We start from the raw sequence: 18226 nt of genomic DNA, 5'->3' as shown, positions 1-18226 counted from the left end.
CGGGGCGCACGGTCTCACGCCATACCCGCGCAGACACGCCCCGGTCCCCCCGCACGGCCACCACGATGGTCCGAGGAGAGAGTGACAATGACCGAGGCGACTCGGCACACGCCCGGCACACCCTGCTGGGTGAGCTTGATGGTGCATGGTCTGGATGAGATCCAGACGTTCTACGGTGAATTGTTCGACTGGGAGTTCTCCCCCGGGCCCCGGAAACTGGGCCCCTACGTACGTGCGCTGCTGGACGGAAAGGAGGTCGCCGGCCTGGGGCGGCTCCCCGTCGACCGGCATCTGCCGGTCGCGTGGACGCCCTACATGGCGGCCGACGACGCGTACACCGCCGCCGAGACGGTCCGGCACAGCGGCGGCACACTGGGCGTCGGTCCGCTGGATGTCGAGGACGCCGCCCGGATCGCGATCGTGACGGACCCGGCCGGCGCGATCTTCGGACTGTGGCAGCCCGTCGCCCATGGCGGTATCGCGCTGAGCGGCACCCCGGGCACACCGGTCTGGCATGAACTGCGGACCTTCTCCACGGAGTCCGTGACCAAGTTCTACGAGACGGTCTTCGGCTACGAGCCGGAGCCCGCGGCACTCGCCGACGACGACGCCGATGACGTCATCGGTGTCGGCGAGGACCATGTGACGCTGCGGCTGAACGGCCGCCGGGTGGCCTCGCTGCACGGAGTGGGCCGCTCGGTGCTGCCGCGCGACCGCGGTTCGTACTGGATGACCTATTTCGCGGTCGAGGACACCGATGTGACGGCGGCTCGGGTGACCGAGCTGGGCGGTCATGTGCTCGAACAGCCGGCCGAGGGGCCCTATGGGCGCGTGGCGACGGTGACGGATCCGGAGGGCGCGGTCTTCACGATCATACGGCCGCGTTCCTGAGACGGCCGGGTGCCCGGGACGCGGTGCACCGTACTCGTGTGCCGGGGGTGACCCCGGCGCACGGGTACGGACGGGTCAGGCTCCGGTCCGGTCCGCCGCGGGGCCGCCGGCGGTGTCCACCGGCAGTACGTCCGGCGACAGGGCCGCCGCCCGGGCGCTCGCCGCGGTCATCCGGCGCCGGTGGTGGCGCCGGCAGAGAACCTCGTAACCGACGGTCCGGTCGTGCTCGCCGGCGTTGACGTCGCCGATGACGACCTGGGCGCCCTCGACGACCATCATCCCGCCGACCGTGCGGGCGTTGTGCGTGGCGCGCGCACCGCACCAGCAGAGGGCCTCGACCTGAAGCACCTCTATCCGGTCCGCGAGCTCCACCAGCCGCTGCGAGCCGGGGAAGAGCTTGGAACGGAAGTCGGTGGTGATCCCGAAGGCGAAGACATCGAGCTCCAGGTCGTCGACGACCCGGGCGAGCTGGTCGATCTGGTCGGGCGCGAAGAACTGCGCCTCGTCGGCGATCACATAGTCACATCGGCCGCCCTGGGAGAGCCGGTCGACCAGATGACCGTAGAGGTCGAACCCCGGCCCCGCCTCGACGGCGTCGGTGACCAGGCCCAGCCGGGAGGAGAGCTTGCCCTCGCCGGCCCGGTCGTCGCGGGTGAAGATGATCCCCTGAAGGCCGCGTGCGGAGCGGTTGTGCTCGATCTGAAGAGCGAGGGTGCTCTTTCCGCAGTCCATGGTTCCGGAGAAGAACACCAGCTCGGGCATGGCAGGTTGGGGGCCTTTCACATCTGTTGTCCGTACCGGACAGTGTCACGCGCACGGGTGGAACGGTGGTGGAATCGGGCTCGGGCGATCCGCTCGGGCGATCCGCTCGGCGGAGGCAGTCTCAGGAGCGCACTTCGATGAGCGGGACGAGCTGCTCGACGGGCGTCATGGACCCGTGCATACCGACCAGCGCCGACTCATTGGGCTCGCGGACGGATGCGGTGATCGCGACATCGTCGCAGGCCGCGGCGATCACATCGCCGATCCGGCCGAGCACCCGCCCGTCCACCGCGGGCCCGAACCAGCCCGCGGCGATCGCCTCGTCCCGGCTCGCCACCCAGAAGCGCTCGCCGAGCACCTCGCGCCAGACGGTCAGCACATCGGCCGCCGCGCCCGGGACCGCGTAGACATGCCGGGAGCGTCCCTCACCGCCGAGGAGGGCGACTCCGGCCCGCAGTTCCCAGTCCTCGTCGAAGTCGATCCTGGACTCTTCGTCGAAGGGGATGTCGATCATGCCGTGGTCGGCGGTCACATAGAGCGCGGTGCGCGGCGGGAGCTGTTCGGCCAGCCGCTCGGCGAGGCGGTCGACATACATGAGCTGGCCGCGCCAGGCGTCGGAGTCGACCCCGAAGCGGTGGCCCTTGCCGTCGACCTCGCTGTAGTACGTGTAGACCAGCGACCGGTCCCCGGCCGCGAGCTGCTCGGCGGCCAGGTCCATCCGCTCCTCGCCGCTGAGGCGCCCGTGGAAGGTGCCGCCGCTGAGGGCGACCTGGGTGAGCGGGGTCTGCTCGAAGGCCGGGGACGACACCTGCGCGGTGTGCACCCCCGCCTCGTGGGCGAGCCGGAAGACGGTGGGATACGGCTGCCAGACCTGCGGCGGGGTCCACGGCCGCCAGCGGAGCTGGTTCATCAGCGCGCCGGTCTCCGGGTCGCGGGCGCTGTAGCCGGGGAGGCCGTGCCGGCCGGGGGGCTGTCCGGTGCCGACCGAGGCCAGCGAGGTGGCGGTGGTGGCGGGGAACCCGGCGGTGATGGGGCGGCCGGTGCCGCCGCGCGAGGTGTGCAGCAGCGAGGCGAGGAAGGGTGCCTCGGCGGGATGGTTCCTGATCTGCTCCCAGCCGAGGCCGTCGATCAGGAAGACGCAGTTCCGGTCGGCCGGGGTCAGCTCCGGGATGACGGGTGTGAATCCGGGCACACCCTGTCCGGCCACGAGCGTCGGCAGCAGGTCGGCCAGCGAGCCGGCGCCGTACTCCGGGACGGGAGCGGTCGCCACGGCGAGCGGTATCGGGTCGTCCGGCCAGAGTGCCGTCGTCGCGGACCGGCCCATCAGTGCGCGGAGCCGGTGGCGGCGGTCGCCTCGGAGAGCGCCTGCGCGAAGGCGAGGGTCTGCCGGACGGTGTCCGGGCCGTCCCCGGCCTCGCTCACCCGGAGGCTGAGGTCGTCGGCGGTGGAATTGCCGGTGTAGCCGTGGTCGGCCTCGCAGTTGGGGTCGCCACAGGCGGCGGGCTCCAGATCGAGCCGGGACACCGCGCCCCAGCCGATGGTGAGCACGACCTCGCGGGGCAGCGTGCCGGGCGTGTAGGACTCCGGGTTGGCCACCACACGGCTGACGACCACGGAGGAGATCCGGTCGAGCTTGACCGACTCCGTGGAGGTGGTGGCGTACGGGGTCGGGGAGCTGGAGTCCGCGGTCTGCTCGTCGGTATGGCTGACGATGAAGCGGTTGCCCGTGAGCACGAGGACGGTCACATGGCGACGCACTTCATTGGCGTCGAAGGTCGTCTCCTGGTGCACCAGGTACGACGCGATCTGCTCGCCGCCGACGGCGGCCTCCACCGCCTCTGCCACGAGAGCCGGGTAGTAGCCGCTGCGCTCGATCGCGGCGCGCAGCCCCTGGGTCGTCGTACCGGTCTTCGCCATACGGTCCATCCTACGGGGCCTCCGGGGCGGCATACGCGCACTCCGCTCAGTAGCTGGGGAGTCTGCGTGGTCCCAGGTCAGTGAAGGTGGCGGGCGGCGCCAGCCGGACGGAGGCGCCGAGAACCGAGAGTCCGTGCTGAGCCACGACAACGGGTTCAAGACTGATTCCGACCACTTCCGGGTGGTCGTCCACAAGTCGTGATACCCGGAGCAGCAGCTCTTCGAGCGCCGGGGTGTCGACCGGGGCGGATCCCCGCCAGCCGAAGAGGAGCGGTGCGGTGCGGATGGCTCTGATCAGTTCGGCCGCGTCCCGGTCGGTCGCGGGCACGAGCCGGTAGGAGATGTCCCCGAGCAATTCCGAGGCGGCTCCGGCGAGCCCGAAGGAGAGTACCGCCCCGACGGCGGGGTCGATGACGGCGCGGATGACGGTGTCGACGCCCCTCGGGGCCATGGACTGGACGACGGGTTGCAGCTCAGCGGGCTTGCCGAGGTGTGCGGTGAGTTCGCGGTAGGCCAGCCGGAGCTGCTCCTCATTGGCGAGATCGAGCCGTACGCCGCCGAGGTCGGCGCGGTGGCGGAGGTGGGGTGCGGTGGTCTTGAGCGCGACGGGGTAGCCGAGCTTCCCGGCCGCGGCGGCGGCTTCGTCCGGGCCGGGCGCGGGCAGCGTCGGCCGCACCTCGATCCCGTACCGCCCGAGCAGCTCCCGCGCGTCGTCACCGGCGAGTTCGCTGCTCCGCCGCCCGCTCCCGGCCGCGACCGCCCCGCCGCCGCCGAGGGGCGGACCGGGCGTCCCGCGCCCGCCCCGCACGATCCTCCCCGCGGTCCGGTCCACGGCCCCGGGCCACGCGGGACTCCCGGGCGCGGGCGGACCGGCGGTCATGACGCTGTCACCGGGGGACGCGGCGTGCCCGGCCGCGGGGCCGGACGACGCACCGGCGTCCCGCGCGGACGCGGTCCCGGGTCCGGGCGGAGTACGGGATGACGCCGCGTGATCCACCGCGCCGCCCTGCCCGGCCGGCCCGGACGGAACCACGGCCCCCGTCGCGCCGGCACGCCCGGCCGTGGGACCGCCCACATCCCCGGCGCCCCGCACGGACGCGGGCGACCCGGCGGCATCCTGCCCGGACGGAACCACTGCCACCGGCCCGCCGGGCTCGGGCGCGACACCGTGACCGGGCCGGGCCCCGGGCCCGGCCCCGCGCTCCCCCGCGCCGAGCAGGCGCTCGATCTGCGCGGCGGCGCCGCTCTCGTCGATGTCCTCGTACCCGGGCACCTTGCCCGGCTCGGCGGCGTGGCGGCGCCAGTCGGCGTAGGCGACGGCACGGGAGAGGGCCCGGACGGCCCGCTCGGCGGCGGGGTAGGCGGGGATGCGGGAACGGGGGGCGGCGGACGCGGCACTGTCCGGCCCGCCGGCCGGCTCGTCCGGCGCCGCGTCCCCTCCGGGGGCGCCGGCGGCGTCCGGGACCCCCGGCGGCGTGCCCGGCACGGACGGCTGCCGGAAGACGGACGCCGCGCCCGGCACCGTACCGGCACCGGCCCCGCGCCGGTCCGCCGGCGCGGGCCTGGCCGCGGCGAGGGCGTCCGAGAGGCCACCGAGCTCCACATGGACCACCGCGACCGGCTTGGCCGGCGCCGACGCGGCGGCCTCGCTGAGCGCGGCGGCCAGCACCTCGCCGTCGCCCGACTCCATGACGCCGTTCTCCCCGGCCCAGGGGATCGCGGTCACCACCACGGCGTCGCAGTCGTCGCCAGCCAGCGCCGCGGCGAGGGCGGCCCGGAAGCCGGCGGGGGTCGCCTCCGTGGTCAGGTCCTGCGGCGGCAGCGGACGGAGCCCTTCCGCGAGACAGGCGTCATAGGTCAGCAGCCCCAGCGACTCGGAGTTCCCGAGGATCGCCACCCTCGGCCCGGCGGGCAGCGGCTGGCCGGCGAGGAGCAGACCGGCGTCGATGAGTTCCGTGACGGTGTCGACCCGGATCACCCCCGCCTGCCGGAGCAGCGCCCCGACCGCCGCGTCGGGGATGCGGGTCACCGGCACCGCGTGGCCGGGCGGCTCGCTGCCGCTGTGGCGGGCCCCCTTCACCACCACCACGGGCTTGACCGCGGCCGTGCGGCGGGCCAGCCGGGTGAATTTGCGCGGGTTGCCGATCGACTCCAGATAGAGCAGGACGACATCGGTGTCCGGGTCCTCGTACCAGTACTGGAGGAAGTCGTTGCCGGAGACGTCGGCGCGGTTGCCGGAGGATATGAAGGTCGAGAGTCCGGCGCCGCGCCGGTGCAGACCGGAGAGCAGGGCGATCCCGATCGCCCCGGACTGGCTGAAGAGGCCGATCCGGCCGCGCTCGGGGGCCTGCGGTGCCAGTGAGGCGTTCAGCCGGACGCTCTCCGCCGTGGAGATGATCCCGAAGGAGTTCGGGCCGATGATCCGCATGCCGTACGAACGCGCCCGCCGCACCAGATCGCGCTGGCGCCGCCGCCCCTCGGCGCCGCTCTCCGCGTAGCCGGCGGAGAGGACCACGAGCCCCCGCACCCCGTGCTCGCCGCAGTCGGTGACCACCTCCGGCACCCGCTCCGCCGGGACGGCGATCACCGCGAGATCGACCGGTTCGCCGGTCTCGGCGACGATCTCGCCGATGGAGCGGAAGGCGGGCGCCCCGTCGAGTTCCCGCTGCTCCGGGGGGAAGGCGGTGTTCACCGCGTGGACGCGGCCGGTGAATCCGCCCGCGAGAAGATTGCGCAGCACGCTCCGCCCGACCCCGCCGGGGGCACGGCCGGTGCCGATGACCGCGACCGAGCCGGGGGCCAGCAGCCGCTGCACCGAGCGGGCCTCGGCACGCTGCTCGCGGGCGCGCTGGACCGCGAGGGACTTCTCGGTCGGTTCGAGATCGAGGGTCAGATGGACGGAGCCGTCCTCGAAGCTGCGTTTCTGGGTGAACCCGGCGTCCCGGAACACCTTGATCATCTTGGTGTTCGCGGGCAGCACCTCCGCCGCGAACCGCCGGATCCCGCGTTCCCGGGCGACGGCCGCGATGTGTTCGAGGAGCGCGGAGGCAACCCCGCGCCCCTGATGCGCATCCTGTACGAGGAAGGCGACCTCGGCCCGGTCGGCGGGGGCGCTCGCGGGACGCCCGGCGGAGTCGATCCGGTCGAAGCGGACCGTCGCGATGAACTCGCCGCCCACCGTGACGGCGAGACCGACCCGGTCGACGAAGTCATGGTGGGTGAAGCGGTGCACGTCCTTGGCGGAGAGATGCGGGTAGGGCGCGAAGAAGCGGTAGTACTTCGACTCGTCCGACACCTGTTCGTAGAAGCTGACCAGGCGCTCGGCGTCCGCGGTGGTGATCGGCCGGATGCGCGCGGTGCCTCCGTCGCGGAGCACCACATCCGCTTCCCAGTGATCGGGGTACGCGTGCTCCGGCTCGGTCTGCATGCCGAAAGCCTACGGCTCGGCGGGCCGGTACGGATGGTCCGGAGCCGGCCGGATCGCGGTACGGAAGCGGCGGGCCGCCCCGTCGCCGCGGCGCCCGGGGCCGGGCCCCGGGGGCCACCCCGGCCGGAAGCCACCGCCCCGCGCGGCGGTGACGGCCCCCGGGCTCCGTATCATGAGACACTGGTCTAGACAACATCTTTTGATCTTGAAGGGCAGAACCATGGCTGAGCGCCGCGTCAATGTCGGCTGGGCCGAGGGCCTTCACGCCCGTCCCGCCTCCATCTTCGTCCGTGCCGCCACGGCTTCCGGCGTCCCCGTGACGATCGCCAAGGCCGGCGGCAGCCCGGTCAACGCCGCTTCGATGCTGGCCGTGCTCGGCCTGGGCGCCGAGGGCGGCGAGGAGATCGTGCTCGCCTCCGACGCCGAGGGCGCGGACGCCGCCCTGGACCGGCTGGCCAAGCTGGTCGCCGAGGGGCTCGAGGAGCTTCCGGAGACGGTCTGAGCCCGATCGGCCGCCCTCTCCGCCGAGGAGCCGCTGTTTCCCGTCCTCGGGAGACCGCGGCTTCTCTGTTTTCCCGGTGCGCCCCCGCCGGGCGGGCCGTTCCCTCCCCCGCATTCAGCCGGGAAATACTCGCGCGATAAACAAACCGGGACCCGGAACCCTCGTGAATCCGGGCAGCGCGGAACAGGCCCCGCGAATGGGGCCGTTCTTTTTGTACGGCCCCATTGTTAAATGCGGGCACGCGCCGTGTTCACAGCGTGTTGCGGAGTCCGCGGCCGTCCGGCGTCCCGGAGCCGGTGCGCGGCGGCGGCGTGCCCGGCGTGGCGCGCGGTCAGCTCCCGCGCCCGGTCCGCGTCACCCCGGGCCACCGCGTCCAGGATCGCCGCGTGTTCGGCCCACCACAGGCCCGGCTCGGCCGGCTGGTCCACCGCGTACATCCAGGTGATCTTGGCTCGCAGCTGGGTGAGCATGGTGATCAGCCCCGGACTGCCGGACGCCTGGACGAGGGTCTCGTGGAACCAGCCGCCGAGGGCCCGCAGATCCTCGCTGTGACCTCGGCGGGCCCGCTCCCGGCCGAGCCGCACCAGCCCGCGCAGCACCTTGAGATGCGCCTCGGTGCGCCGCCGGGCGGCTCCCGCCGCCCCCAGCGGTTCGAGCAGCGTCCGGGCCTCCAGCAGATCGGCGGCCTCCTGCGCGGTGGGTTCGGCGACGGCGGCACCGGCATGGCGGCGGATGGTGACAAAGCCCTCGGACGCCAGGGTGCGCAGCGCCTCGCGGACCGGGACGCGGGAGACCCCGTAGCGGCGGGCGAGCTGTTCCTCGGCGAGCCGGGTCCCGCGCGGGAATACCCCGGAGACGATGTCGTCGCGAATCGCCGTGCAGACCGAGTGCGCGGGCACGCGCATAACCGAACCTCCGCTTCAATCCGCTGAAAACGCGAGCGAAACGCGGCTGACCGCGTTTGTCCGGTGACTCTATTGCAGCCATCCGGGGTTTCCGGGGGAACAGCGGAAACCATGGATGTCTTTTGGCCGGTCCGGCACGGATGAACCGGGGCCGGAGTCGCGGAATGCCCGGCGCACCCGGGGATCGCGGGCCTGCGCACCCGGGGACCGCGGACCGGCCGCGGGACCGTGCCCGCCGGACATGCGCCGGGCCGGTATCGGCGGCGGGCCGGCGGGCCGGCACCGGCGGTGATGCGGCGGTGCGGCGGTGCCGAACGGCTCAGGGGCGGGTTCCGGGGGTGATTGCCCCCGGAACCCGCCCCTGAGCACTCCCGCCCGGCCGGGAGCGCGGCCCCCGGCCCGCCGGGCCGGTGTCAGATCGCGACGCCGTGCGCCCGCAGATACTCGATCGGATTGAGGTCGGATCCGTACTCCGCCGTCGACCGGGCCTCGAAGTGCAGATGGGCGCCGGTGGAGTTGCCGGACGAGCCCGCCTGGCCGATCTGCCGCCCCGCCGTGACCTCCTCGCCGACCGCGACCTGGATGGAGGCGAGGTGCCCGTACTGGGTGAAGGTGCCGTCGAACATCCGGATCACGACATTGTTGCCGTAGGCGCCGCCCCAGCCCGCCTCCACGACCGTGCCCGTGCCGACGGAGACGACCGGAGTGCCGTGCGAGGCGTGGAAGTCGATGCCGGAGTGACGGCCGGAGGACCAGAGCGAGCCGCCGGATCCGTAGGCCGTGGAGACATGGGAACCGGCGACGGGGAGCGTGAAGGTGTTGAGCCGCTTGCGCTCGGCCTCCCGGGCGGCGCGCGCCTCGGCCTCGCGGAGCTCCTTGGCGCGCGCCTCGGCCTTGCGCCTGGCCTCCTCGGCCTGCCGGGCCGCGGCCACGGCCTCCTGCTTCTGCGCGACGGCCTGGCCGGCGACCTCGTCGGAGAGCGTGTCCGGGTCGGCGGCGAGGATCAGCGTCATCCCGGTGTCGTCGGGAGCGGCCGTACCGGTCTCGGCGGCCACCGCCGTGGTGGTGAGACCGGTGCACACACCGGTGGCGAGGGTGGCGACACCCGCGAAGCCCGCGCCTCTGCGTGTCATCCGGCTCGGGGCACGGTGCTTCCCGGTGGGGCGGTCGAACGCCATGAAGGGGGCGGTCCTTTCCTTCCTTCTCGCCTACCGGGTTAGCTGACGGGTTCGGAGCAGGAAGGTCTCCTACGGGCGTCTCCGCGCTGCCGCGGACGGGCCCGATTCACCCCGGGGGATATGGATCCCCGGCTCCCCTGGCTCGCGCCGGACGGGGACTCGGCGATGACTGTCCGTGCCGCGGATGCGGCGTACTGCGGGCGAACAGCCGGACCGACGCTAAGCGCGCGGCCTTTCGATCACCAAACAGAGATCGATTTTTGTTGCGCATGCCACAAGGCAGACGGGTGAGTACCCCATAACAATCCACCAAATAGGACATAAGCGAGAACCCCGGCATCCATGTGATGCCGGGGTTCCCTCCGGTGGACCGGATTCCCGGGCCCGGTTTCCCGGGCGATCCGGGGCGATCCGCCCGGCGGCGGCTCAATCAGCCGGTGACCACGGTCACTTCGCCGATACCGAGCGCCTTGACCGGCTCGGCGATCTGCGCCGCGTCGCCGACGAGCACGGTGACCAGGCGGTCCTGCGGGAAGGCGCTGACGGCCGCCGCGGTCGCCTCCACCGTGCCGGTCTCCGCCAGCCGCGCGTACAGCCGGGCCTGGTAGTCGTCGGGCAGATGCTGCTCGACCTGGTCCGCCAGGGTGCCCGCGACCGATGCGGCGGTCTCGTACTTCAGCGGCGCGACACCGACCAGATTCTGTACGGCGACATCCCGCTCGGCGTCGGTGAGCCCGCCCTCGGCCAGGGTGCGGAGCACCTTCCAGAGGTCGTCCAGGGCCGGACCGGTGTTGGGGGTGTCCACCGAGCCGCTGATGGCCAGCAGCGAGCGGCCCGAGCCGTCCGGACCGGAGCGCAGCACCTGGCCGTAGGCGCGGACGCCGTAGGTGTATCCCTTCTCCTCCCGCAGCACCCGGTCGAGCCGGGAGGTGAGGGTGCCGCCGAGGCAGTAGGTGCCGAGCACCTGTGCGGGCCAGACGCTGTCGTGCCGGTCGGGACCGACCCGGCCGATCAGCAGCTGGGTCTGCACGGCTCCGGGGCGGTCCACGATGACGACCCGGCCGGTGTCATCGGCGGTGATCGGCGGGATGGGACGGGCCGGGGCGGTGTTTCCCGTCCAGTCGCCGAGGGTCTCGGCGAGCACCGCGTCGAGGTCGACCCCGGTGAGATCGCCCACGATCACCGCGGTGGCGGTGGCCGGCCGGACATGGGCGTCGAAGAAGGCGCGCACGGCGGCGGAGTCGATCCGCGCCACGGTCTCCTCGGTCCCCTGGCGGGGGCGGGACATGCGCAGGGAGCCGGGGAAGAGCTGGCGGTACAGCTCCTTGGCGGCGCGGCGCCCCGGGTTGGCCATCTCGTGCGGGATCTCGTCCAGCCGGTTGCGCACCAGCCGCTCGATCTCGCCGTCCAGGAACGCGGGGGCGCGCAGCGCCTCGGCGAGCAGGCCGAGCGCCTTGGGGAGCCGGGAGACCGGCACCTCCAGCGAGACCCGGACACCGGGGTGGTCGGCGTGTGCGCCCAGGGTGGCGCCACAGCGCTCCAGCTCGGCGGCGAACTCCTCGGCGGACCGCTTGTCGGTCCCCTCGGAGAGGGCGCGCGCCATGATGGTGGCGACCCCGTCGAGACCGGCGGGCTCCGCTTCGAGCGGTGCCTCCAGATTGATCTCGACCGCGACGACCTGCTGTCCGGGCCGGTGGCAGCGCAGTACGGTCAGGCCATTGCCCAGGGTGCCGCGCTCGGGGGCGGGAAACGCCCAGGGCCTGGCTTCCCCGGCCTGCGGCTGCGGGTGGAACTCCATGGTGGTCAACGGCTCGGCGGTGTCGGTCACTGGCCCGCCCCTTCTTCGTTGTCGTCGCTGTCGCTGTGGTTGCCGGCGTCGTCGCCATCGCCGTCACCGGCCGCGGCCGGGAGCGGCTCATAGACCAGCACGGCGCGGTTGTCGGGGTGCAGCCTGGCCGCGGCGACCGCCCGCACCTCCTCCGCGGTGACGTCGAGCACGCGTTCCACGGCGGTCAGCGCCAGCTGCGGGTCCCCGAAGAGGACCGCGTACCGGCAGAGCTCGTCGGCGCGGCCCGCGACGGTGCCGAGCCGGTCCAGCCACTCGCGCTCCAGCTGGGCCTGGGCCCGCTCCATCTCCTCCTCGGTGGGACCCTCCGCGGCGAACCGGGCCAGCTCCTCGTCGACCGCGGCCTCGATCTGCGGAATCTCGACCCCGGCCGAGGTCTTGACGTCCAGCCACCCCAGGGACGGCGCCCCGGAGAGCCTGAGCAGCCCGAATCCGGCGGCCACCGCCGTCCGGTCGCGGCGCACCAGGCGGTTGTGCAGCCGGGAGGACTCGCCGCCGCCGAGCACGGTGAGCGCCAGGTCGGCGGCGTCCGACTCCCGGGTGCCGTCGTGCGGCAGCCGGTAGGCGGCCATCAGGGCGCGGGCCGGCACCTCCTCCTCGATGACATGGCGCAGCTGTTCGCCGATGTTCTCCGGGAGGGAGCCGTCGCGCGGGGGCTGCTTGCCGTCGTGGGAGGGAATGGAGCCGAAGTACTTCTCGACCCAGGCGAGGGTCCGCTCCGGGTCGATGTCGCCGACGACGGAGAGCACGGCGTTGTTCGGCGCGTAGTAGGTGCGGAAGAACGCGCGCGCGTCGTCGAGGGTGGCGGCGTCCAGATCGGCCATCGATCCGATCGGGGTGTGATGGTACGGATGGCCCTCCGGATAGGCGAGGGCGGTCAGCCGCTCGAAGGCGGTGCCGTAGGGGACATTGTCGTACCGCTGGCGGCGCTCGTTCTTGACGACGTCCCGCTGATTCTCCATCGACTCCTCGTCGAGGGCGGTGAGGAGGGAGCCCATGCGGTCCGCCTCCAGCCAGAGCGCCAGCTCCAGCTGATGGGTGGGCATGGTCTCGAAGTAGTTGGTGCGCTCGAAGCTGGTGGTGCCGTTGAGCGAACCGCCGGCGCCCTGCACCAGCTCGAAGTGGCCATTGCCGAGCACCTGCTTGGAACCCTGGAACATCAGGTGCTCGAAGAGGTGGGCGAGTCCCGTACGGCCCTTGACCTCGTGGCGCGAGCCGACGTCGTACCAGAGGCAGACCGCGGCGACCGGGGTCAGATGGTCCTCTGAGAGCACCACGCGCAGGCCATTGGCCAGCCGGTGCTCCGTCGCTGTCAGGCCGCCCGAACCGGCCTGCGCTGTGGCCGTGTGACCCATGGGCATGTACGTCCCTTCGATCGCGATGCTGCGTTCACTGTGTTTGCCGCGTGTGGCGTTTTCCCCGCACTGCCACTGTATGCAAGCGCGCTGACACCTGGCGAAGTTCCCGCGCGCGGCGACGCCGGGTCCGCGGCGGGTCCGGCCGGGACCGGGACCGGGGGCGGCCGGCGTCGGGACCGGCTCCGGCAGCGGTCCCGCGGGGCCGCGGCGCGGCTCCCGTACGGTACGCGGGAGGGCCGGCCGGGGTGGTGAACACACCCGCCGCGAGTGGCTTTCCGGGGCCGGTGCGCTCTCTTCGACCGGGTCGCGGTCCGTGTTGTCAGTGGGACGGTCCACAATGGTCGGCATCAGAACCCGACCCGGTACGTGAAGGAGCAGCAGCCGCGATGGCCCGCCGCAGCACGAAGACCCCGCCGCCGCCCGACGATTTCGAGGAGCGGATCCTCGACATCGACGTCGTCGACGAGATGCAGGGCTCCTTCCTCGAGTACGCCTACTCGGTGATCTACTCCCGGGCCCTGCCGGACGCGAGGGACGGCATGAAGCCGGTCCAGCGCCGGATCGTCTACCAGATGAACGAGATGGGGCTCCGGCCGGACCGGGGCTATGTGAAGTGCGCCCGGGTCGTCGGGGAGGTCATGGGCAAGCTGCACCCGCACGGCGACGCCTCGATCTACGACGCCCTGGTGCGGATGGCGCAGCCGTTCTCGATGCGCTTGCCGCTGGTCGACGGCCACGGCAACTTCGGCTCGCTGGGCAATGACGACCCGCCGGCCGCCATGCGGTACACCGAGTGCCGGATGGCCGACGCGACCTCGCTGATGACCGAGTCGATCGACGAGGACACCGTCGACTTCTCGCCGAACTACGACGGGCAGGAGCGGGAGCCCGTCGCCCTCCCGGCCGCCTATCCGAATCTGCTGGTCAACGGCTCGTCCGGGATCGCGGTCGGGATGGCGACCAACATGGCGCCGCACAATCTGGGCGAGGTCATCGCCGCGGCCCGCCATCTGATCCGCTATCCCCACGCGGATCTGGAGGCGCTGATGCGCCATGTGCCGGGCCCGGATCTGCCCACCGGCGGGCGGATCGTGGGGCTCTCCGGCATCAGGGACGCCTATGCGACGGGCCGCGGCACCTTCAAGATCCGCGCCACGGTCACGGTGGAGGACGTCACCCCCCGCCGCAAGGGCCTGGTCGTCACCGAGCTGCCGTTCTCGGTCGGCCCGGAGAAGGTGATCGCCAAGATCAAGGACCTGGTCGGCTCGAAGAAGCTCCAGGGCATCGCCGATGTGAAGGATCTGACCGACCGCGCCCACGGCCTGCGGCTGGTCATCGAGATCAAGAACGGCTTCGTTCCGGAGGCCGTGCTGGAGCAGCTCTACAAGCTCACGCCGATGGAGGAGTCCTTCGGCATCAACAATGTGGCCCTGGTGGACGGCCAGCCCCTGACCCTGGGGCTCAAGGAGCTGCTGGAGGTCTATCTCGACCACCGGTTCACCGTGGTCCGCCGGCGCAGCGAGTTCCGGCGCGGCAAGCGGCGCGACCGGCTGCATCTGGTCGAGGGCCTGCTGGTGGCCCTGATCGACATCGACGAGGTCATCCGGCTGATCCGCTCCAGCGAGAATTCGGCGCAGGCGAAGGAGCGGCTGATCGAGCGCTTCTCGCTGAGCGATGTGCAGACCCAGTACATCCTGGACACCCCGCTGCGCAGGCTCACCCGGTTCGACCGGATCGAGCTGGAGTCCGAGCGCGACCGGCTCACCGGTGAGATCGAGGAGCTGACCCGGATCCTGGATTCGGACAGCGAGCTGCGCAAGCTGGTCTCCGGCGAACTGGCCGCGGTGGCGAAGAAGTTCGCCACCGAGCGCCGCACCGTGCTCCTGGAGTCGGCGGGGACCCCGGTCGCCGCGGTGGCCCTGGAGGTCGCGGACGATCCCTGCCGGGTCCTGCTCTCCTCCACCGGGCTGCTCGCGCGCACCGCGACGGACGAGCCGCCGTCGGAGCCCGCGGCCAAGCGCGCCAAGCACGATCTGATCGTCTCGGCGGTGCCCGCCACCGCGCGCGGCGATGTGGGGGCGGTGACCTCGGCGGGCCGGCTGCTGCGCCTCGCGGTGATCGACCTGCCACAGCTGCCGCAGACGGCCACCGCGCCGAATCTCTCCGGCGGCGCGCCTCTCTCGGAGTTCCTCTCCCTGGAGACGGGCGAGTCGGTGGTCTGTCTCACCACCCTGGACGAGTCCTCGCCGGGGCTGGCGCTGGGCACCCTTCAGGGGGTGGTGAAGCGCGTGGTCCCCGACTATCCGTCGAACAAGGACGAGTTGGAGGTCATCACCCTCAAGGACGGTGACCGGATCATCGGCGGGGCAGAGCTGCGCACCGGGGAGGAGGATCTGGTCTTCATCACCTCCGATGCCCAGTTGCTCCGCTATCAGGCGGCGCAGGTCCGTCCGCAGGGCCGGGCGGCGGGCGGTATGGCCGGCATCAAGCTGGCGGACGGCGCCAGGGTGATCTCCTTCACGGCGGTCGACCCGGCGGGCGATGCGGTGGTCTTCACCGCGGCGGGATCCACCGGCGCGCTGGACGACTCCGTCACCACGGTGAAGCTGACACCGTTCGACCAGTACCCGCGGAAGGGCCGGGCGACCGGCGGAGTGCGCTGCCAGCGCTTCCTGCGCGGTGAGGATGTGCTGCTGCTGGCGTGGGCGGGGCCGGCCCCGGCCCGCGCGGCCCAGGCCAACGGCATGGCGGCCGTGCTGCCGGAGCCCGATCCGCGCAGGGACGGCTCGGGTACGCCGCCCGCCTCGGCGATCGCGGTCCTCGCGGGCCCGGCGGGCTGATCACCGGGGGATGCGGGCGGGTCCCGTACCGCCGGGGGTGCCGGGCCGGGCCACCGGGGGTGCCGGGCAGCGGACGCCCGTACCGCCCCCACGGCTCGCACCACCCGTATCGCTCATGAAGGGACCGGCCGGTCCGGAGCATGTCTCCGGGCCGGCCGGTTCTCTCACTCCGCGTCCCACTCGCCGCCCGCCGGATCCGGGTCGGGCCAGGCTTCGGCTTCGGCTTCGGCTTCGGCGGAGTCCGGCGCGCCGGTCTCGTCGTCCGGCCGCCGCACATAGCGCAGTACGCCCCACATGCTCCGCTCGTCGGGCAGATCGGACGCCCCGGTCACCCTGGTGGCGTCGAGCTCCCCGCGCAGGGCGGGGCCGTCGATGCCGGACCCGATGAGCACCAGTTCGGTGAGGGGTTCCGCACCGCCCGGCCAGGGTTCCGGGTAGAAGCGCAGAAAACGGCCGACCGCGTGCACGGCGTACCGGTTGCGCGGATCGGCGGTGCCGAAGTCGATGAATCCCTTGATCCGGTAGAGCCCGCCGGGCCTGGAGTCCAGGAATTCGATCAGCCTGCGCGGATGCAGGGGCTCCCGGGCGGTGAAGTCCACGCCGGTGTAACCGGAGTGCAGATGTCCGGTGTGCCGGTGGCCGGCCTCCCCGCACTCCCCGGCAGCGCACCCGCCGTCCGCGCCCTGCCCGCCGTCCGCCGCGGTGTCGTCGTCCAGCAGGTCCTCGAAGGCGAGCTGGCCGACCCGCTCCCCGGCCGGTCTGCGGTCGAAGAAGAGTTCGGGGTCGACCCGCCCGTACACGGACTCGACCAGCGCCGCCGTGCCGCCGAGCGCGGAGCGCAGCCGGGTGAGCTCCGCCGCGTCGATCCGGTCCGTCTTGTTGAGCACGACCAGATCGGCGATGGCGAGATGGCGGTCGATCTCGGGGTGGCGTTCCCGGGTGGACTCGAACTCGGCCGCGTCGACGACCTCCACCAGCCCCCCGTACACAATCCGCTCGTTCTCGCTGGCCAGCAGCATGCGGACCAGTTCCTGCGGTTCGGCGAGGCCGCTCGCCTCGATCACGATCACATCGAGCCGGGCGGCGGGCCGGGCCAGCTTTTCGAGAAAGACATCGAGCTCGCTCGCGTCGACGGCGCAGCAGAGGCAGCCGTTGCCGAGGGAGACGGTGGAGTCGCCGAGCTGGCCGGCCACCGTCATGGCGTCGATCTCGATCGATCCGAAGTCATTGACGATGGCCCCGATCCGGGTGCCCCGGCCCGCTCTGAGCAGATGGTTGAGCAAGGTGGTCTTGCCCGATCCGAGGAAGCCCGCGAGGACGATGACGGGAATTTGCCTGCTCGGCGGCGGGGTGGACGGGCTCACCTGGGACCTTTCTCAGACTGCGGGCACGGGCTGCGGCGGGGGCGGCCCGGCGTAGCGGGCCGCCGGGCGGATGATCTTCGAGTCCGCCGACTGCTCCAGGATATTGGCGCTCCAGCCGACCACCCGGGCGGCGCAGAAGGTGGGGGTGAACATCTCGCGCGGCAGACCGCACAGCTCCATGACCACTCCGGCCCAGAACTCGACATTGGTGTGCAGCTCCCGGCCCGGCTTCAGCTCCGCCAGGATCTCCACCACCTCCTTCTCGACCCGGACGGCCAGTTCCACCAGCGGCCCGCCGAAGCTCTCCGCGATGGAGCGCAGCAGCCGGGAGCGCGGGTCCTCGGTGCGGTAGACGGGGTGGCCGAAGCCCATGATCCGGTCGCCCGCGAGCACCCGCTCCCGGATCCAGGGGCCGATGCGCTCCGGGGTCCCGATGGCGTCGAGGGTGTCGAGCGCCCGGCTCGGCGCACCGCCGTGCAGCGGCCCGGAGAGCGCGCCCACCGCACCGGTCAGGGCGGCGACGACATCGGCGCCGGTGGAGGCGATCACCCGGCCGGTGAAGGTGGAGGCGTTGAAGCCGTGGTCGACGGTGGAGACGAGGTACTGCTCGACGGCCCGGACCCGGTCCGCCGCCGGTTCGGTGCCGGTGAGCATGTACAGGTAGTTGGCCGCGTACGGCAGATCGTCGCGCGGTTCGACCGGCTCCAGGCCCCGGCCGAGCCGGTGCAGCGCGGTGAGCAGGGTGGGTACGGCGGCGACCGCCCGGAGCGCGTCCGCGCGGCGCTCCTCGGGGGCGAGGTCGTACACCGGGCGCATCCCGGCCGAGGCCCCGAGCAGGGAGAGCGCGGTCCGCAGCCCGGTGAGCGGGCCGGAGGGGGCACCGGCGCGGGCGATGGCGGGCAGCGCGGCCGACACCTCGCCGGGGAGCCGGCGCAGCGGCGCGGTGTGCGCCAGGAAGGCGGTGCGCCCGGCGGCGTCCGGGAGCCGCCCGTCGAACATCAGCTGCCAGACGTCCTCGAATGTCCTGGTGCGGGCGAGCTCCACCGCCGAGTACTGGCGGTAGTGGTAGAAGCCCTCGCGTCCGCGCACATCTCCGAGCTCGGTGTCGGTGACAACGACACCCGCGAGTCCGCGCGGTACGGGGGTGGGGGTGGGGGTGGGATGCATGGTCTCCTCCTCGGACATGATTCGACTGTCCATGCTTGATTCAATCCTTGTCAATATTGATTGAATCAA

General features: G+C 72.5%; 13 protein-coding genes and 1 riboswitch. Of the genes, 3 read left to right on the top strand and 10 right to left on the bottom strand.

The genetic code is table 11. The features are described 5' to 3' along the window. Positions 1–87 precede the first annotated feature (87 nt). On the top strand, positions 88–891 hold the full coding sequence (locus tag AAFN69_RS17080; RefSeq protein WP_347729374.1) for a VOC family protein: 804 nt from the start codon (positions 88–90) through the stop codon (positions 889–891). Positions 892–966: 75 nt separating this feature from the next. On the opposite strand, the gene AAFN69_RS17075 is transcribed toward AAFN69_RS17080, so the two are convergent. From AAFN69_RS17075 to AAFN69_RS17060, 4 genes are all read right to left on the bottom strand, one after another. Continuing rightward, positions 967–1653 carry a thymidine kinase gene (locus AAFN69_RS17075; protein ID WP_347729373.1) on the bottom strand — a complete coding sequence of 229 codons (687 nt, stop codon included), beginning with the start codon at positions 1651–1653 and terminating at the stop codon, positions 967–969. A 121-nt stretch (positions 1654–1774) separates the two neighbouring features. Further along, a complete protein-coding gene (locus tag AAFN69_RS17070; RefSeq protein WP_347729372.1) occupies positions 1775–2977 on the bottom strand; it encodes a nucleotide pyrophosphatase/phosphodiesterase family protein in 1203 nt (400 codons plus the stop codon). Then, positions 2977–3570, bottom strand: coding sequence for a DUF5998 family protein (locus AAFN69_RS17065; protein ID WP_347729371.1), 594 nt, complete (start codon positions 3568–3570; stop codon positions 2977–2979). The genes AAFN69_RS17070 and AAFN69_RS17065 overlap by 1 nt, the downstream gene beginning before the upstream one ends. 46 nt (positions 3571–3616) lie before the next feature. Further along, the gene (locus tag AAFN69_RS17060) at positions 3617–6997 is read right to left on the bottom strand and encodes a GNAT family N-acetyltransferase (protein ID WP_347729370.1); all 3381 of its coding nucleotides are present in this window, start codon (positions 6995–6997) and stop codon (positions 3617–3619) included. A gap of 220 nt (positions 6998–7217) precedes the next feature. Between AAFN69_RS17060 and AAFN69_RS17055 the strand changes: the two genes are divergently transcribed. Then, on the top strand, positions 7218–7499 hold the full coding sequence (locus AAFN69_RS17055; protein WP_347729369.1) for an HPr family phosphocarrier protein: 282 nt from the start codon (positions 7218–7220) through the stop codon (positions 7497–7499). Between the two features lie 227 nt (positions 7500–7726). Here AAFN69_RS17055 and AAFN69_RS17050 read toward each other — a convergent pair whose 3' ends face one another. The 4 genes from AAFN69_RS17050 to AAFN69_RS17035 all read right to left on the bottom strand — a co-directional run bounded on the left by AAFN69_RS17050 (position 7727) and on the right by AAFN69_RS17035 (position 12783). Further along, entirely contained in the window at positions 7727–8404 is a 678-nt protein-coding gene (locus tag AAFN69_RS17050) for a GntR family transcriptional regulator (RefSeq protein ID WP_347729368.1), read from the bottom strand. Positions 8405–8817: 413 nt separating this feature from the next. Then, positions 8818–9582, bottom strand: coding sequence for a M23 family metallopeptidase (locus AAFN69_RS17045; RefSeq protein WP_347729367.1), 765 nt, complete (start codon positions 9580–9582; stop codon positions 8818–8820). 13 nt (positions 9583–9595) lie between these two features. Further along, positions 9596–9757, bottom strand: a riboswitch (cyclic di-AMP (ydaO/yuaA leader). 255 nt (positions 9758–10012) lie between these two features. Continuing rightward, positions 10013–11380, bottom strand: a complete 1368-nt coding sequence (locus AAFN69_RS17040) for a pitrilysin family protein (protein ID WP_347729579.1) — start codon at positions 11378–11380, stop codon at positions 10013–10015. A 26-nt stretch (positions 11381–11406) separates the two neighbouring features. Next, complete coding sequence (locus tag AAFN69_RS17035; protein ID WP_347729578.1) at positions 11407–12783, bottom strand: pitrilysin family protein; 1377 nt, start codon at positions 12781–12783, stop codon at positions 11407–11409. A 389-nt stretch (positions 12784–13172) separates the two neighbouring features. Between AAFN69_RS17035 and AAFN69_RS17030 the strand changes: the two genes are divergently transcribed. After that, the gene (locus tag AAFN69_RS17030) at positions 13173–15626 is read left to right on the top strand and encodes a DNA topoisomerase IV subunit A (protein ID WP_347729366.1); all 2454 of its coding nucleotides are present in this window, start codon (positions 13173–13175) and stop codon (positions 15624–15626) included. A 164-nt stretch (positions 15627–15790) separates the two neighbouring features. On the opposite strand, the gene AAFN69_RS17025 is transcribed toward AAFN69_RS17030, so the two are convergent. Together AAFN69_RS17025 and AAFN69_RS17020 are read right to left on the bottom strand one after the other, a co-directional pair. Beyond that, positions 15791–16990, bottom strand: a complete 1200-nt coding sequence (locus tag AAFN69_RS17025) for a CobW family GTP-binding protein (protein ID WP_347729365.1) — start codon at positions 16988–16990, stop codon at positions 15791–15793. 12 nt (positions 16991–17002) lie between these two features. After that, the gene (locus AAFN69_RS17020; protein WP_347729364.1) at positions 17003–18190 is read right to left on the bottom strand and encodes a citrate synthase/methylcitrate synthase; all 1188 of its coding nucleotides are present in this window, start codon (positions 18188–18190) and stop codon (positions 17003–17005) included. Between the last annotated feature and the right edge of the window lie 36 nt (positions 18191–18226).

The sequence above is a fragment of the Streptomyces sp. CAU 1734 genome, assembly GCF_039888735.1.
Taxonomy (GTDB): Bacteria; Actinomycetota; Actinomycetes; order Streptomycetales; family Streptomycetaceae; genus Streptomyces.
This window is presented reverse-complemented; position numbering and strand designations above follow the sequence as displayed.

Excerpts from the sequence above, each read along its gene's own strand:
- AAFN69_RS17080 (WP_347729374.1), top strand. The coding sequence starts at position 88 with ATGACCGAGGCGACTCGGCACACGCCCGGCACACCCTGCTGGGTGAGC.
- AAFN69_RS17075 (WP_347729373.1), bottom strand. The coding sequence starts at position 1,653 with ATGCCCGAGCTGGTGTTCTTCTCCGGAACCATGGACTGCGGAAAGAGC.
- AAFN69_RS17070 (WP_347729372.1), bottom strand. The coding sequence starts at position 2,977 with ATGGGCCGGTCCGCGACGACGGCACTCTGGCCGGACGACCCGATACCG.
- AAFN69_RS17065 (WP_347729371.1), bottom strand. The coding sequence starts at position 3,570 with ATGGCGAAGACCGGTACGACGACCCAGGGGCTGCGCGCCGCGATCGAG.
- AAFN69_RS17060 (WP_347729370.1), bottom strand. The coding sequence starts at position 6,997 with ATGCAGACCGAGCCGGAGCACGCGTACCCCGATCACTGGGAAGCGGAT.
- AAFN69_RS17055 (WP_347729369.1), top strand. The coding sequence starts at position 7,218 with ATGGCTGAGCGCCGCGTCAATGTCGGCTGGGCCGAGGGCCTTCACGCC.
- AAFN69_RS17050 (WP_347729368.1), bottom strand. The coding sequence starts at position 8,404 with ATGCGCGTGCCCGCGCACTCGGTCTGCACGGCGATTCGCGACGACATC.
- AAFN69_RS17045 (WP_347729367.1), bottom strand. The coding sequence starts at position 9,582 with ATGGCGTTCGACCGCCCCACCGGGAAGCACCGTGCCCCGAGCCGGATG.
- AAFN69_RS17040 (WP_347729579.1), bottom strand. The coding sequence starts at position 11,380 with ATGGAGTTCCACCCGCAGCCGCAGGCCGGGGAAGCCAGGCCCTGGGCG.
- AAFN69_RS17035 (WP_347729578.1), bottom strand. The coding sequence starts at position 12,783 with ATGGGTCACACGGCCACAGCGCAGGCCGGTTCGGGCGGCCTGACAGCG.
- AAFN69_RS17030 (WP_347729366.1), top strand. The coding sequence starts at position 13,173 with ATGGCCCGCCGCAGCACGAAGACCCCGCCGCCGCCCGACGATTTCGAG.
- AAFN69_RS17020 (WP_347729364.1), bottom strand. The coding sequence starts at position 18,190 with ATGGACAGTCGAATCATGTCCGAGGAGGAGACCATGCATCCCACCCCC.